17 protein-coding genes and 1 pseudogene are annotated in these 14446 nt (G+C 65.0%); 11 read left to right on the forward strand and 7 right to left on the reverse strand.

Going from position 1 to position 14446, the window contains the following annotated elements:
• Window positions 1-254 precede the first annotated feature (254 nt).
• On the forward strand, window positions 255-953 hold the full coding sequence (locus tag FJ977_RS20900; RefSeq protein WP_140774101.1) for a RibD family protein: 699 nt from the start codon (window positions 255-257) through the stop codon (window positions 951-953).
• A 318-nt stretch (window positions 954-1271) separates the two neighbouring features.
• Here the strand turns inward: FJ977_RS20900 and FJ977_RS20905 are convergent, their stop codons facing one another.
• Window positions 1272-2156, reverse strand: a complete 885-nt coding sequence (locus FJ977_RS20905) for an SDR family oxidoreductase (RefSeq protein WP_140774102.1) — start codon at window positions 2154-2156, stop codon at window positions 1272-1274.
• 100 nt (window positions 2157-2256) lie between these two features.
• Between FJ977_RS20905 and FJ977_RS20910 the strand changes: the two genes are divergently transcribed.
• Complete coding sequence (locus FJ977_RS20910; protein ID WP_181179993.1) at window positions 2257-3081, forward strand: helix-turn-helix transcriptional regulator; 825 nt, start codon at window positions 2257-2259, stop codon at window positions 3079-3081.
• A gap of 17 nt (window positions 3082-3098) precedes the next feature.
• On the opposite strand, the gene FJ977_RS20915 is transcribed toward FJ977_RS20910, so the two are convergent.
• Window positions 3099-4004 (reverse strand): SDR family NAD(P)-dependent oxidoreductase, encoded by a 906-nt coding sequence (locus FJ977_RS20915; protein WP_140774104.1) that lies wholly within the window; start codon window positions 4002-4004, stop codon window positions 3099-3101.
• Between the two features lie 54 nt (window positions 4005-4058).
• Window positions 4059-4625 carry a TetR/AcrR family transcriptional regulator gene (locus FJ977_RS20920; protein ID WP_140774105.1) on the reverse strand — a complete coding sequence of 189 codons (567 nt, stop codon included), beginning with the start codon at window positions 4623-4625 and terminating at the stop codon, window positions 4059-4061.
• A 198-nt stretch (window positions 4626-4823) separates the two neighbouring features.
• Between FJ977_RS20920 and FJ977_RS20925 the strand changes: the two genes are divergently transcribed.
• Window positions 4824-5249 (forward strand): GFA family protein, encoded by a 426-nt coding sequence (locus FJ977_RS20925; RefSeq protein ID WP_140774106.1) that lies wholly within the window; start codon window positions 4824-4826, stop codon window positions 5247-5249.
• Between the two features lie 6 nt (window positions 5250-5255).
• On the opposite strand, the gene FJ977_RS20930 is transcribed toward FJ977_RS20925, so the two are convergent.
• Window positions 5256-5711 (reverse strand): SRPBCC domain-containing protein, encoded by a 456-nt coding sequence (locus tag FJ977_RS20930; RefSeq protein WP_140774107.1) that lies wholly within the window; start codon window positions 5709-5711, stop codon window positions 5256-5258.
• A gap of 173 nt (window positions 5712-5884) precedes the next feature.
• Here FJ977_RS20930 and FJ977_RS20935 point away from each other — a divergent pair, with 173 nt between their 5' ends.
• A complete protein-coding gene (locus FJ977_RS20935) occupies window positions 5885-6322 on the forward strand; it encodes a YqaA family protein (protein WP_140774724.1) in 438 nt (145 codons plus the stop codon).
• Window positions 6323-6357: 35 nt separating this feature from the next.
• Here the strand turns inward: FJ977_RS20935 and FJ977_RS20940 are convergent, their stop codons facing one another.
• Window positions 6358-7128 (reverse strand): IclR family transcriptional regulator, encoded by a 771-nt coding sequence (locus FJ977_RS20940; RefSeq protein WP_140774108.1) that lies wholly within the window; start codon window positions 7126-7128, stop codon window positions 6358-6360.
• Between the two features lie 42 nt (window positions 7129-7170).
• The gene (locus tag FJ977_RS20945; protein WP_140774109.1) at window positions 7171-8370 is read right to left on the reverse strand and encodes an adenosylhomocysteinase; all 1200 of its coding nucleotides are present in this window, start codon (window positions 8368-8370) and stop codon (window positions 7171-7173) included.
• Between the two features lie 169 nt (window positions 8371-8539).
• Here FJ977_RS20945 and FJ977_RS20950 point away from each other — a divergent pair, with 169 nt between their 5' ends.
• The 7 genes and pseudogenes from FJ977_RS20950 (at window position 8540) to FJ977_RS20980 (ending at window position 13830) form a co-directional block, all read left to right on the forward strand.
• Window positions 8540-9919 (forward strand): sodium:solute symporter family protein, encoded by a 1380-nt coding sequence (locus FJ977_RS20950; RefSeq protein ID WP_140774110.1) that lies wholly within the window; start codon window positions 8540-8542, stop codon window positions 9917-9919.
• 82 nt (window positions 9920-10001) lie between these two features.
• Window positions 10002-10445 carry a cytidine deaminase gene (locus FJ977_RS20955; protein WP_140774111.1) on the forward strand — a complete coding sequence of 148 codons (444 nt, stop codon included), beginning with the start codon at window positions 10002-10004 and terminating at the stop codon, window positions 10443-10445.
• Between the two features lie 140 nt (window positions 10446-10585).
• A complete protein-coding gene (gene blh, locus FJ977_RS20960) occupies window positions 10586-11881 on the forward strand; it encodes a bifunctional sulfur transferase/dioxygenase Blh (protein WP_140774112.1) in 1296 nt (431 codons plus the stop codon).
• On the forward strand, window positions 11875-12213 hold the full coding sequence (gene bigR, locus FJ977_RS20965; protein WP_140774113.1) for a sulfite-sensing transcriptional repressor BigR: 339 nt from the start codon (window positions 11875-11877) through the stop codon (window positions 12211-12213). The genes blh and bigR overlap by 7 nt, the downstream gene beginning before the upstream one ends.
• A pseudogene (locus FJ977_RS20970) lies at window positions 12210-12620 on the forward strand (YeeE/YedE family protein). The gene bigR and the pseudogene FJ977_RS20970 overlap by 4 nt, the downstream one beginning before the upstream one ends.
• Window positions 12617-13051, forward strand: a complete 435-nt coding sequence (locus tag FJ977_RS20975) for a YeeE/YedE family protein (protein WP_140774114.1) — start codon at window positions 12617-12619, stop codon at window positions 13049-13051. Before FJ977_RS20970 ends, FJ977_RS20975 begins: the two are co-directional and overlap by 4 nt.
• The gene (locus FJ977_RS20980; RefSeq protein ID WP_140774115.1) at window positions 13048-13830 is read left to right on the forward strand and encodes a sulfite exporter TauE/SafE family protein; all 783 of its coding nucleotides are present in this window, start codon (window positions 13048-13050) and stop codon (window positions 13828-13830) included. Before FJ977_RS20975 ends, FJ977_RS20980 begins: the two co-directional genes overlap by 4 nt.
• On the opposite strand, the gene FJ977_RS20985 is transcribed toward FJ977_RS20980, so the two are convergent.
• Entirely contained in the window at window positions 13817-14425 is a 609-nt protein-coding gene (locus tag FJ977_RS20985) for a class I SAM-dependent methyltransferase (protein WP_140774116.1), read from the reverse strand. The two genes, FJ977_RS20980 and FJ977_RS20985, sit on opposite strands and share 14 nt — an antisense overlap.
• Between the last annotated feature and the right edge of the window lie 21 nt (window positions 14426-14446).

Here is a 14446-nt window from a genome sequence, read left to right on the forward strand (position 1 = left end):
GACTTATGAGCCGCCGCGGATAGTCAGGCGCGGTAAACTTGGTGCGCTCGCCGCCGAGCCGATACCACTCTCACCGCCGCCGCAGATTGATTGATTGCGATTCCTTTGGCCGCCGTCACACGGCCCGTGGCCGGTTGACAGGGTGCCTCGCCGCACCAATTGATGGTGGTAGCCAGACACTATCGCGCTTCGCGGGAAGCCCGTTGCCCAGGAGGTGGCGGGCTTTTTGTTTGGACACCAGTTGGAGAACCCGCATGAAGCCGCACATCATCTGCCATATGCTCGCCTCGCTCGATGGCGGCCTTCACCCCAGCCGCTACACCGCCAGCCCGGACGGGACCCGGGCCGAGTGGTCAGGCCTGTATGAACAGATCCACGGCGACCTCGAAGGCGACGCCTGGATCGTCGGCCGCGTCACCATGGCCGAGATGAGCAAGGCCGGCGCGCACCCGCCGGCACATGCCGGCAAGGTCGAGCGGCCGCATCATTTCGCGCAACGCAATGCGGGACCCTATGCGGTTGCGCTCGATGCCTCCGGCAAACTCCATTTTGCCAAGCCGGATGTCGGCGGCGACCATGTCGTGGTGCTGCTCGGGCACGGCGTCTCCGACAGCCATCTGGCGGAACTTATCGGCGACGGCGTGTCCTACATCGTGTCGGAAACGGCCGAGCTCGATCTCGCCGCAATGCTCGATGTGCTCGGGCGCGAACTCGGCATCCGCCGGCTGCTGCTCGAAGGCGGCGCCGGCATCAACGGCTCCTTCTTCGCGGCCGGGCTTGTCGATGAGTTGAGCCTGCTGGTCGCCCCCGCGCTCGATGCGCGGGCGGCAAACCAGGGCTTTGTCGAGTTCGGCGAAAGCGGCCTCGCCGGCAGGGCGCAGCTGTCGCTGACATCTTGCGAAACGCTGGCGCATGGGGTGATCCACCTGCGCTATGCCGTCAGCGCTGCATGATCCCGAACAGGAGGAACCGTCTTCCGCCAGTAGCTTGGCACAGAAGTCTAATGGCCGGGTGTGCCTGCATTGACGAACCGCAGGCCTCCATCATCGTCATCCTATGGCGGAGCAAGGAGCGAAGCGACGCAGCGCAGACCATAGGATCCATGCCGGGACTCCTGAGCCCCGCCACGGTGCAGAATTCTGCTCCGCTGCACATTCGTTCAACGTCACGGCATGGATCCTCGGGTCTCCGCGACGGAGCTTCGCTCCTGCTTCGCCCGTGGATGACGAAGTCGGGGAGGCTTCCGCCAACCTCGAACGGTGCTATGCCCCTCAGTACCGCATCGCATCCAGATCGGCGATCAGCGTCGGGCCGGTCGGGTGCCAGCCGAGCCGTGCCTGGGTCAGCGCGCTGGAGGCAGGCAGGTCCATGGGGGCGAACATCGCCATCCAGCCGAAATGCTCCGCCGCCTTTTCCGGCGCGATCGAGACGACCGGCAGGTTGAGGCCCCGGCCAAGCGCCTCGGCGATCGCGCGCACTTCGACGCCTTCCTCGCCGACCGCGTGATAGCGCGCGCCCGGCTGCCGCTTTTCCACGGCCAACCTGTAGAGGCGCGCCGCGTCCAGGACATGGCCTGCCGAAAAGCGGTTGCGGCCTTCGCCGACATAGGCCGAAACGCCTTTCTGCCGCGCGATCTCGATCAGCGGCGAGATGAGCCCCTGCTTGACCGGATTGTGCACCTGCGGCAGGCGCACCACCGACACATTGACACCGGCCTCCAGCAAGGCATTGCCGGCGAGTTCCGAGGCGATGCGCGGGTTGGGATGGCTGGGATTGAAGACATCCTCGACCGCCAGCTGGCCATGTCCCGGGCTGCCCATGCCGACGCCCGACGTGATCACCAGCGGCCGGTCGGATCCGGCCAGCGCCGCGCCAAGGGCCGCGATAACGCGCTTGTCCTTTTCGCAATTTTCCGCAAACCGCGAAAAATCATGGTCGAACGCCGTGTGGATCACGGCATCCGCCTTCGCCGCGCCGTCGCGCAGGCCCTCCGGCTCTTCGAGGGTTCCGCGATGCACCTCGGCACCTGCCGCAGCGAGTGCCTCGGCGCCTGCCTCGGAGCGGGTGACGCCGACCACCTGGTGGCCGGCCTTGATGAGTTCGGGAACGATGGCCGAGCCGATGAAGCCGGTCGCGCCGGTCAAAAAGATACGCATGCAAAATCTCCTGCGGTTGCCTGCGTAATATCGACGGTCTATTATTCCATTAAAGTAGTGACCTTATCATGGTATAATCTTTAACAGGGTGCCTGACAGAATGCCTTCCCCCGGTTCACTCGCAGCCTTCCTGAAAGACCGGCGCACCCGGCTCGACCCCGCCTCGTTCGGCTTTTCCGGCCGCCGGCGCACGCCGGGGCTGCGCCGCGAAGAAGTCGCCCAGCGCGCCAACATCAGCCCGACCTGGTACACATGGCTGGAACAGGGCCGCGGCGGCGCGCCCTCGGCCGATGTGCTGAACCGCATCGCCAAGGGGCTGCTTTTGACCGAGGCGGAGCGCGAACATCTCTTCATGCTCGGGCTCGGCCGCCCGCCCGAGGTTCGCTACCGGGGCGACGAAGGCGTCAGCCCCCGGCTGCAACGCCTCATCGACACGCTCGATGCCAGCCCGGCTCTGGTCAAGACCGCGACCTGGGACGTCGTTGCCTGGAACCGCGCCGCTGAGGTCGTGCTGACCGACTACAGCACCATCCCCGCCGGCCGGCGCAACGTCCTGCGCTTCATGTTCCTCACGCCCCACATTCGCGCCAAGCAGCACGATTGGCAAAACCTCGCCCGTTTCGTGGTCGGCGCCTTCCGCGCCGACGCCGCGCGCGCCGGCGCGGTCTCCGAGGTCACCCAGCTGGTGGACGAACTGTGCAACGGCAGCCCCGAATTCGCCACCCTGTGGCGGGAGAACGACGTGCTCGCCCATGGCGACGGAACAAAGCGCCTGAAGCACCCGGAACTGGGGGACATCGAACTGGAATACTCGTCTTTCGCGGTCGACGGCAGGCCGGATTTGAACCTGACCGTCTACAACCCGATCGACAGCAAGGTCGCCGACCGCATCCGCGCGCTGGCCCGGCACCCCAAGGCGGCTTGAAGCTCCAACTTCATCGCCTAAGCTATTACCTTGGCAAGAAAATCCCGGGTCTCGGCAACCACGCGATCCTGGAATTGCGGGTCACGGGCAAGCGTCGAGGCGAGCATAGGCTCACCGAGCTCATCGTAATAGACGCCGGTCGCCCCTGATGGATTGAGCAAGGCCTTGGTTATGACGCGGGCCGCCCGCTTTGGCGTGCTCCAGTATTTGACATAAGGGGCGACCAGCGACAGGACAGGCAGCAGCAGGTAGCGCAGCAACACATTGGCATCGCGCCCGAGTCCAGTCGCCGGTGCGAATCCCGGTTCGACGGCATTGAAGCGCAGACGCGGCGTCTCGCGCGCGAACGCCATGGCCGATGCGAGAATGCACAGCTTCGACGTGGCGTAGGCATCCGCACCTGGCATCGTCGAGCCGCCCCGCAGCCACTCCCCGCGCGCGCTGGCTTCCACGCTGACGAAGCGGCCGCCGCGAAAACCGGCAATCCGGGCCGGCCTGCGTTCAGGGTCTTCGACCCCCGAGGCGATGAAGACGACATTGGCGCCGTCGGGAAGATGCGGCACGAGCGCTTCGGTCAGCGCGAACGGACCGAGATGGTTTGTGGCGAACGCCAGGTCCCAGCCAAGCGCGTTCTGCCGGGCGCCTAGCGGCATGATGCCGGCATTGTTGAGCAGGCCGGCCATGGGAAGATCCAGAGCGACGATCTCGGCCACGGCCCTGCTCACACTCTGGGGATCGGCCAGGTCGCACACCACGGACACGGCATGCTGACCTCGTCCCGCAATGATCTTGCGCACATCGCCGAGCTTGCGCTGGTCGCGGCCAACCAGCACCACGGTGCCGTGCTTGGCCAGTTCGAGTGCCGTGAAGCGGCCTATGCCCGAGGTCGGGCCTGTGATGACGAAAGCCGGTCGTCCGGTCATCTGCGTCTCCTTTATAATTGTCTGTCTAGTCAGTCATTAATCAGCGAATTTTTTTTAGGCGATCATGCGCCACATCGCGTCGAACGAGTCCGCGCAATGCTTCTCCGCATTGGCAGGATCCCGGATGATGAAATCGACGACGGCGTCGGCCACCCCTGTCATCAGCGTGGCGACAAGAGCGATCGGAACATCGCGCATGGGGCCTTCCGCGCGGCTCTGCTCCAACAATTTCGCCACGCCGGCCATGGTCCGGTGCCCGATCTCACGGCTTTGCGGCGTGATGTCGTCCGAGACCGCCAGATGCGCGAGCGTCCGGCGCTTTTGCGGCCAAGATGTCGCCCATTGCAGCGAGCCGAACCACACATGGCGCATCTGCGTGCGGACGTCGCTTTCAGTCGGAAGTCCATCGAGGGAAGCGGCGGCCATCTCCGTCTTCAACTCGACATAGAGCTGGTTGAGCAGGTCGGCCTTGGTCTCGAAATAGGTGAACAGCGAGCCATTGGAGACACCCGCCTCCTTCGCGACAACAGCCGTTGGCGCACTCAGACCCTGGGCCGCGATGACACGCGTGGCCGCCGCCAGAATGGCGCTGCGCTTGTCCTCGCTTTTCGGTCTGGCCACGGTTTTCTCCTGGATTTGCAGCGCGGTTTATAAAAGAGTGACCAGTCAGTCAAGAGATTTTGCGCGACACGACGCGCTCTGGTGCAAGGCCGACGACACTGCCGGCAACGACCAACTGGCCGCCTAACGTCGCCGAGACGTTCTTGTCCTCTTGCCAGGACCCGACGTAGAAGTGACCGAACAGGAGACACAGGCAACATGGTGGGTGACACGAACCTTCGGGCTGGCCAGTGCCATTGCGGCGCGGTGCGTTTCGAGGCGACGCTCAGCGACGGGTTCAACTCGATCCGGCGCTGCACCTGTTCTTACTGCCGGATGCGAGGCGCCGTCGTCGTCATGGCTGAAATGGGCGGGGTCAGGATCCTGCAGGGGGAGGATGCCCTGACGACATATCGCTTCCATACCGGATCGGCGCAGCACTTCTTCTGTTCCCGCTGCGGAATATACACACATCATCAACGACGTTCGAACCAGAACCTGTATGCCGTGAACGTGGCTTGCCTGGACGGGGTAAGCCCATTCGATTTCCCGGAGGTGCCTGTCATGGATGGCGTCAATCATACGAACGACACCGGTAGGCCGACGCGCCGAGCAGGCACCCTGCGCTTCATCCCGACTGACTGACTGTCGTCATGACCGCCCTTCGCAGACCGCCTTCAGGATCCGCAAGGTCGGCCCCCAATAGAGATTGGCATGCGGGCGGATCGCCGGTTCGGCGAAATCGCTGAGCGTCAGCGTCAGCAGCGTTCCGCCATTCGCCGGCGCCAGGGCGAAGCTGACAACCGTGTGGTTCTCAGGCAGGTCCGCCAGGCGCGAGGCCGACAGCGTGCTCCAGTAGCTGTAGGCGAACCGCCTCTCCGGCTCGAACACCCGCACGGTGCCGTGGTTTTCGAACGGCATTCCATGCAGCACGCCGCGTATCACGATCGTACCGCCTTCATGTCCCTGCAGGCTGACGGTCAGGTCCTCGTCCGACATCCATTGCGGAATCATCCCTGGCGTCGTCAGCACCCGCCAGACCTCAGCCGGGCCGGCATCGATGGCGATCGACTTGACGATCGGCGCGGCGGCGGTGGAACCGTTCACGGGCGCGGGATCCGCGCGGTCGCGGCAGCGGCGCGGCCGGGACCACGCCAGGCGTGGCCGGCCGTCAAAAGGACCGCATCCGCGCGCCGCATCATCCAACAGACCACACTTGCAAGATCCGGCCCTGGAGGGTAGCGAGGCACCATCCTGCACCCACCCGCACAGGTAGACAGCTGACTGCGTTTTGCGCCTATGCCGGCCTGTTCCTGAGCGCCCTGGTCGCGGCCACGATCCTTCCTGCCCAGTCGGAGGCCGTTCTGGCCGTCATGCTGGCCAGCAAGGCCTATTCGGCCCTGCTGCTGCTCGCAGTCGCCAGCGCGGGAAATGTCCTGGGCGCCGTGATCAACTGGTTCCTTGGCCGGGAAATCCTGCGCTTCTCGGGTCGCCGCTGGTTTCCGGTCACGCCGGCCGCCCTTCAATCCGCCTCGAAATGGTACCATCGCTACGGCAGATGGTCGTTGCTGGCCAGTTGGCTGCCGATCGTCGGCGACCCGCTCACGGTCGTCGCCGGCGTGTTGCGCGAACCGTTCTGGAGCTTCCTTGTGCTGGTCACGATCGGCAAAACGGCGCGATACGCGGTGCTGGGCTGGATCGTCCTCAGCTGGACATGACAGAGAACCGCTTGCCGGTGACGTCCCCGGCAGTGTCATTGCGCCGGCTCGGGCGCCAGCACCAGCGCGATCTCCCGCGCCGCCTCCGCCGCGTGGCGGCGCACGGTGGCAAGGTCGAGCATGCTGTAGGTGGTCGCCACATAGGGCACGGTGAGTGCCGCGACCGACTGGCCGAACGGCCCGATGACCGGAAAGGCAAGATCGATGACGCCCGGCTGCAGCCCGTCCGCCACTTCCTCATGGCCGGCGGCGCGGATGCGGGAGAGCGCATCGCGCATTTCGGCCTTTTCGTCAGGGATACCAGAGGCTTGCAGCCATTGGCTGACTCTGTCCTGCGGCTGGAAAGCCATCAGCGTGCGGCCTGTCGCGGTGCCGAACAGCGGAAACTCGGCGCCGACGCGGACACGGAAGCCGAACGCCGCCGGGCTTTCCACCTGCGCCAGGATCAGCACCCTTCCGGCATTGTGGACGCCGAGATTGCAGGATTGCTGGATGGCGTCGGAGAGCCGCCGCATCGACGGCAGCGCCGCCTGGACGAGGCCACGCAACGGCTCGTGCCGGTGCGCCAGTTCGAAGAGGCGCGGCGACAGGAAATAGAGCCCGGCCGGGCGGTCGCGGAAGATGTAGCCGCGCCGCTCCAGCGCTTGCAGCACGCGGTATATCTGGTGGATGGAGCGGCCGACCGCTTCGGAAATCTGGCCCTGGTTCAGCCCGTCCTTCTGCTCGGCCAGCAGTTCGATGATGTCGAACGCCTTTTCCAGGGCCGGTACCGAATAATCCGGCGCTTCCGCGGTCTTGCCAGCCATGCCCCACAATCCTTCAGAACCAGAATCAAGGGCTTACTATAGTTACAAGGCGGCCCCCATCGTAGCCGTCATCAGCCGGGCGATGCGCCGGTTGATGTCGTCGGGCACGGGCTGCGCGCCCCCCACAAATCCCTCGCCCCTGGCCACCCGCTCCAGCGACAGCGCCTGCAGCATGAAGCCGATATCCATGGATTCGATCGAATTGCCCTTCGGCTCGACGCCGGCAAGGTTGAACATGCGCCCCTCGGCAACGAGGATGACATGGCGTCCATTGGCAAGGTCGAGGCGCCGCAGCGTGCCGTCCAGGTCGGTGGCGGACGTGGTCATGGCGTTGAGACCTTCGGTGTCGATCTCCCACGGGAAATGCCCGGAATTGGCCAGCACCGCGCCGTCCTGCATGACGGCGATCGCTTGCGCCGGCAGCACGCCGGCGCGGCCGGTGGCGGTGATGAACACTTCCGCCCACGGTGCAAGGTCGGCGAGCGGAGCCACGCGGTAGCCGTCGAGTGCCGCCTCCAGCGCCTTGATCTCGTCGATTTCGACGATGGCCACGCGGCCGCCCAGCGCCCGCAAATACTGCGCGATGCCGCGCCCGCACCAGCCATAGCCGATGACGCAGAAGCGCCGGCCGGGGATCATCAGGTTGGTGATGCGCATGAAGCTTTCCACCACCGACTGGCCGACCGCGTGCTTGTTCTCGCCGATCGCCTTCAGCGGACTGTCATTGATGACGATGGAGGGGAACGGCACCTTGCCGGCCAGTTCGCCGCGCAGCCGGTCGCCGCCCGAGGTCGTCTCCTCGGTGCCGCCCAGTATGGACGCCGCCCTGCCCCGCTCGACGATGCCGGCGGCGAGGTCGGCGCCATTGTCGAGCAGCATGTCGGGCTCAGCGTCCAGCACCCGCGCCAGATTGGCGTGATGGTCGGCGAGCGAGTCGGCGCGGCGGCCGAAAATGCCGATGCCCTGGCTCTGCAGGAAGGCGACGACATCATCCTGGGTCGACCCGTGATTGCCGGTGCCGACGATCTCGGCGCCGCCTTCGGCCAGCACTTCCAGCAGCACCGCCGTCTTGGGCTCGACATGCAGCGACACGCCGATGCGCCGGCCGGCAAAGGGCCGCGTGCGGCGGAATTCCCCGCGCAGTCCGGCCAGCAACGCCATGCGCGAGCGGATCCAGGCGATGCGGGCGCCACCGCGCTCGACCAGCTCGGGGGTCGCCGGATTGGCCTGGGCTTGGGTCATTCGAAGTCTCCGATCACGATCCAGATTCAGCACTTGCAAAAAAGTTTTTTGCATGTGACAAATCTTGCAGAGGGTCGTCAAGCCCCCATGAGAAGGGGCAACGGACAGCAGCGCGGCGCGCCCCAGGGCATGCGGCGCGCCATCGGCTTTGCATGTGAAGGGGTACGAAATGGGAAATCTGGATATAGCTGTCGTCGCCATCTATCTCGTGGCGGTCACCGGCATCGGGCTGTTCTTCGCCCGCTCGATCAAGACCGAGGAAGACTACATCGTCGCCGGCCGGCGCATGGGGCCGCTATGGCTGACCATCTCCGCCTTCGCCTCCTGGACGGGCCTGGCCGGCCTGTTCGGCACGCCCGAAATGGTCGTGCGCTACGGCATATCGGGAACCTGGTGGTGGTTCACCTTCCCGATCGGCCTGCTGTTGATGGGCATCTTCCTGGCCAAGATCGTGCGCCAGCGCATGCATGTGACGACGCCCGACATCGTCGCTCAGGAATATCCCGATTCAGTGCGCGTCGCCGCCTCGCTGGTGACGAGCTGGAACTATCTCGCCTGGGCGGCGGCCCAGGTGTTCGGCATCTCCATGGTGTTCACGCTGTTCTCCGGCATGGATCCGAAGACCGGCGCCATCGTCGCCTTCCTCGTCGTCATCGTCTACACCATGCTCGGCGGCTTCCTTGCCGTGGTGGCGACCGACGTGCTGCAGGCCGTCATCTTCCTGATCGTCATCGGCGTGGTGGCGCCTCTGTTCGTCATCTTCGGGCCTGGCGTGCCGCACATCTATGAGGCGACCAAGGACATTCCCGGCTTCTACAATCTGTTCGCCAACGTGCCGCCGGCGACGCTGTTCGTCTGGTTCCTGCTCCTGCCCGCCGGTTTCATCGACACGATCGGCTTCCAGCGTGTCTTTTCCGCCAACTCGCCCGACACGGCGCGCCGGGGCATGATCAACGGCTTTCTCATCATGGCCGTGTTCGGCGTCATCCTCACCTTCCTCGGCGTCGCCGCCAAGGCGCTGCTGCCGGCCGACACCAACCCGGTCAACGCCATGCCCGACCTGATGGTGCAGCTTCTGCCGCATGGCGTCATCGGCGTGCTGGTCGCCGCCTTCCTGGCGGTGGCGATGTCGACGGCGAGCACGACCCTGCTGGTGACAGCCACCACGCTGCAGCGCGACGTGATCTCGCGGCTGCGCCCAGATGCCAGCGACCGGGAAAGGCTGTGGACCAGCCGCATCCTGCTGCTCGTGCTCGGCCTCGTCGCCCTGGTCGTGGCGCTCAGCGTGCCCGGCATCGTCACCATCCTGATGCTCGGCTTCTCGGTCTATGTGCCGGGCCTGCTGCTGCCGGTGCTGTCGGCCACTTTCGGCTGGCGCATTCCGTCCTGGTCGATGCTGGCGACCATCGTCATCGGCTCCGGCTCGACCGCGATCCTGGTGCTGCTGGGCGAGCCGGGCGGCATTCCAGCCTCGCTGGTCGGCTTCATCCTCTCGGTCGTTCCCTTCGTCGCGGGACTTGTCACGCGATCGGAACGGCAGCCGGCCTGAGCCAGCGAAAGACCGGGAAAAGCAATAAGATAAGGCTCCATCCTGAATCAGTGCGGGATGGAGCCCCGATGCGGAGAAACCAATGCTGAAGACCACTTTCGACAGGCTTTCGAGTGCCGACCAGGCGCTCGTCACCGCCGCGGCGCAAGCGCGCGACAAGGCCTACACGCCCTACTCCAATCACAAGGTCGGCTCGGCCGTGCGCACCGCATCGGGCCTGCTTTTCGCCGCCTGCAATGTCGAGGTCGTCACCCTCCAGCAATCGGTCCATGCCGAGCGCAATGCCGTGATGCAAATGGCGGCGGCGGGCGAGCGCCAGATCGAGGCCATCGTCTGCCACGGTCCCTATTCGGGCGTGCCCTGCGCCGAATGCCGGCAAGTGATCTGGGAGTTCTGCTGCGACGATCCGGAGGTGAAGATCATCGGTTCGACGCTCGACGGCGAGATCGAACTGATGACCATCGGCGAGATCTATCCAAGCCCGTACGGCCCGGGCACCAAGGGCATCGACCCGCGCAAGTTCTGAGGCGGGCCGCCGTCCGCCCTCTCCCGCAAGGTGGTTTGCGGACCACCTTCGGCAACCCGCCGCACATTTCCGCGCGGACCTCTTGCACCAATCATCATTATACATTATGTGCAATTGTATATTGAAGCAGGTGCTCGAACATGACCATCATCCGTGTAAATGACGTGCTAAGCGTCGGCCCTCAGCCCTCGATTCCCGAAGTCCGGTCGCTTGCGGGCCACGGGTTTGCGGGAATGATCAACGCTCGACCTGACGGCGAGGAGGCCTCCCAGCCCGGAAACGCCGCCGAGCGGGAGGCGGCCGCTCACGCCGGTGTTTCCTACACCTTCATACCCGTCACCATGCCGACCATCACGGAAGCGGACGTGCGGGCCTTCCAGGCGGCCATGGCCGATGCCGGCGGCCCGGTCTTTGCTCATTGCAAGTCCGGCACCCGCGCCCTGACCCTGTATGTGCTGGGCGAGGCCCTCGATGGCCGCATGTCGCCCCGGCACATCGAGGCTCTTGGCTCGAAACTCGGCTTGGACCTGTCGGCGGCGTCGCGATGGCTCGAAGCGCACAGGCGGCTGCGACCGGACGTGAAAGGGTTCTACGATCCCCGCACAGGAAGCGTGCAATATGTGGTTTCGGACCCGGATACCCGGAAATGCGCCATTGTCGATCCGGTTCTTGATTTCGACGAGAAGTCCGGAGCGACCGCGACGCGTAACGCCGACGCTATGCTTGCCTATGTCGCCGAGAACGGGTTGATCGTCGAATGGATTCTCGACACCCATCCTCATGCCGATCACCTTTCGGCCGCCCAGTATCTGAAGGAGAAGACGGGCGCCCCGACCGCGATCGGAGCGCGGGTGGTCGATGTCCAGCGCTTGTGGCGAGGCATCTACAACTGGCCGGAACTTCGTGTCGACGGTTCGCAGTGGGACAGGCTGTTCTCGGACGGTGACACTTTCAAGGTCGGTTCCATCGAAGCGCGCGCGATGTTCTCGCCCGGTCACACCCTGGCGTCGATCACCTACGTGATCGGCGATGCGGCGTTCGTCCACGACACCGTCTTCATGCCCGACAGCGGCACGGCTCGTGCCGATTTCCCCGGTGGGGACGCTCGCATCCTGTGGAAATCGATCCAGAGGATCCTGGAGCTTCCGGACGAAACCCGCCTGTTTACGGGCCATGATTACCAGCCGGGCGGACGCGAGCCGAAATGGGAAAGCACGGTCGGCGAACAGAAACGTACCAATGCGCACCTGGCGGGCATGAGTGAAGAGGCCTTTGCCGGGTTGCGCATGGCGCGTGACCGAACGCTGCCGATGCCCAAGCTCATCCTGCATGCCCTGCAGGTCAACGTTCAGGCCGGGCGTCTGCCGGAGCCGGAAGCAAACGGTACGCGCTATCTGAAATTTCCCCTCGATGCATTGCCGGGAGCAGTATGGTGAGCGAGATCCAGCCCGATACGGTTAACATGTCGCCCGCCGCCATGGAATCGCGCGCCGGTGAAGTGGCGGCCTTGCTGAAGACACTGGCGCATCCAATGCGGCTGATGCTCGTCTGCACCCTTGTCGAAGGCGAGTATTCGGTCAGCCAGCTGGAAGAAAGGCTCGACATCCATCAGCCGAACCTTTCCCAGCAACTGACCGTGTTGCGCGACGCCAACATTGTGGAAACGCGGCGAGACGGCAAACAGATCTTCTACCGGCTGACTGCCGAAAAGGCCGCTCGATTGGTTGCGGCACTTTACACGATCTTCTGTTCGGACGGCCGGCCATGACCTCCTATCTCGTATCCCTTGTCGGCGGAGCCCTCATCGGTCTTTCATCGGCCATCCTGCTGATGCTGAACGGCAGGATCGCCGGCGTCAGCGGGATTGTCGGCAGGGCGGTCTAGGGCATCGATGTCCGGACAAACGCCGCCTTCGTCGCCGGATTGCTGCTTGGCCCGGTGGTGTACTTCACGGCTTTCCGTCACTGGCCGGCCGTGACCGTGACGGCGTCGCTGCCATTGGTGATGCTTGCGGGATTGCTGGTCGGCTTTGGGTCCCGGATGGGCTCGGGTTGCACCAGCGGTCATGGCGTCATGGGGCTGGCCCGGCTGTCGCCACGTTCGATCGTCGCGGTCGTGACGTTCCTTGCGAGCGGCATCGCGGCTGTCGCGGTTCTGCGCGGAGCAGTCTTGTGAAACACACCAAACTACAGCCTGTCGCCGCCTTGGCCGCGGGCACGCTTTTCGGATTCGGCCTGGCACTGTCGGGCATGCTCGATCCTGTCCGCGTCCAGGGCTTTCTCGACGTCTTTGGCGCGTGGGATCCGAGCCTGGCCTTCGTTCTGGGCGGTGCCGTCGCGGTTGCGATGGCGGGCATGGCCTGGATCCGGCGGATGTCGCGACCGCTGCTGGCGGATCGCTTTCATTGGCCGATGAACGCGCGGATCGACACCCCTCTTGTCATCGGCTCGGCGATCTTCGGCCTTGGCTGGGGCCTGGGCGGGTTTTGCCCCGGCCCGGCACTGGCTTCGCTGTCGCTTGGTCTGACGCCAACCCTGGTCTTCGTGGCCTTCATGCTGGCGGGAATGATCGTCCATGACCGCTTCTTTCCCAGGAGACCATCATGACCGGGACATTGGTTGCCGCCGTCGGCTCCGGCGGCCTGGTCGGCTTCACCCTTGGCCTTGTCGGCGGCGGCGGATCGATCCTTGCCACGCCGCTCCTGCTTTATGTCATCGGCGTCGCCCAACCCCACATCGCCATCGGCACGGGCGCGCTTGCGGTGGCCGCCAACGCGTTCGCGAACTTCGGCAGCCATGCGTTGAAGGGTCACGTCTGGTGGCGCTGCGCGCTTGTCTTCGCCGCACTGGGTTCCGTGGGGGCCCTGGCGGGATCGACGCTTGGAAAGTCGATCGACGGGGCGCATCTGCTTTTCCTGTTCGGGCTGCTGATGCTGGTGGTGGGCGGCTTGATGGTCCTTCCCAGGCGCGGCGCCTCGACCACGGCCCGGCCCGTCGACGCCAAGATGTGCGCGATGACCGCTGCGGTCGCCGTCGTCGCCGGCGCGGCCTCCGGCTTCTTCGGCATAGGTGGCGGCTTCCTCATCGTGCCCGGGCTGATCCTGGCCACCGGAATGCCGACGATCAATGCGATAGGCACGTCCCTGCTTGCCGTCGCGGCCTTCGGTCTCGCCACGGCCTTCAACTACGCGCAATCGGGAATGGTCGACTGGCAGTTGGCCGGCGAATTCATCGTTGGCGGTATTGGCGGCGGCTTGATCGGCATGTTGGCGGCAACCCGCCTGGCATCCTACAAGAACGTGCTCAACCGCATCTTCGCCGCCCTGATCTTTGTCGTCGCGGGCTATGTCCTCTACCGGAGCATCGGCGCGTTTACCCTGGGGTAGCGGCCTTGTGCTCGAACACCGCCCCGTAGTGATACGGCGGCAGATCGACCATTCGCAGAAGCCGGAAACCGGCAGCCTCCATTACCGCCGACACCGCTTCGGGTGACATGCGCATCTCCGTCCTGGGGCCGCGCGGCTGACCAAGCACGGTCGTGCTCTCTCGCGGCAGCCGATGCCAATTGACGAACGCAAACAGGCCGCGCGGCTTGAGCGTACGGGCGACGGCTTTGACGAGGGCCGGCTGATCGGGCACTCCGTGGAAGGTGTTGGCGATCAGCACGAAGTCGATCTTCTCGGGTATCAGTTCCGCGACTTCGCCGGCATCCGCGACAATCCACTTCAGGACCGAAACGCCGAGCCGCTTCACCTCGGCCTTGGCCGCCTCGATCATGGCCGGGTCGAGATCGAGCGCATAGACGCGGCCACCGACGATTTTCGCAAGCGGAGCGGTGAAATAGCCATCGCCGCAGCACAGGTCCAGGGCCGTCATGCCCGGCTCGACGCCCAACGACAGCAAGAGCCCTGACGGGTCTGGCCAAAGTGCCTCCCACCAATCGCGGTCAGGCATGGAGGTGGCGGGAAACATTCCAGTCATGGGCGGACGCTCTAGAGCAAT

It is taken from the genome of Mesorhizobium sp. B2-1-3A, assembly GCF_006442655.1.
In the GTDB taxonomy this organism is placed as follows: Bacteria; Pseudomonadota; Alphaproteobacteria; order Rhizobiales; family Rhizobiaceae; genus Mesorhizobium.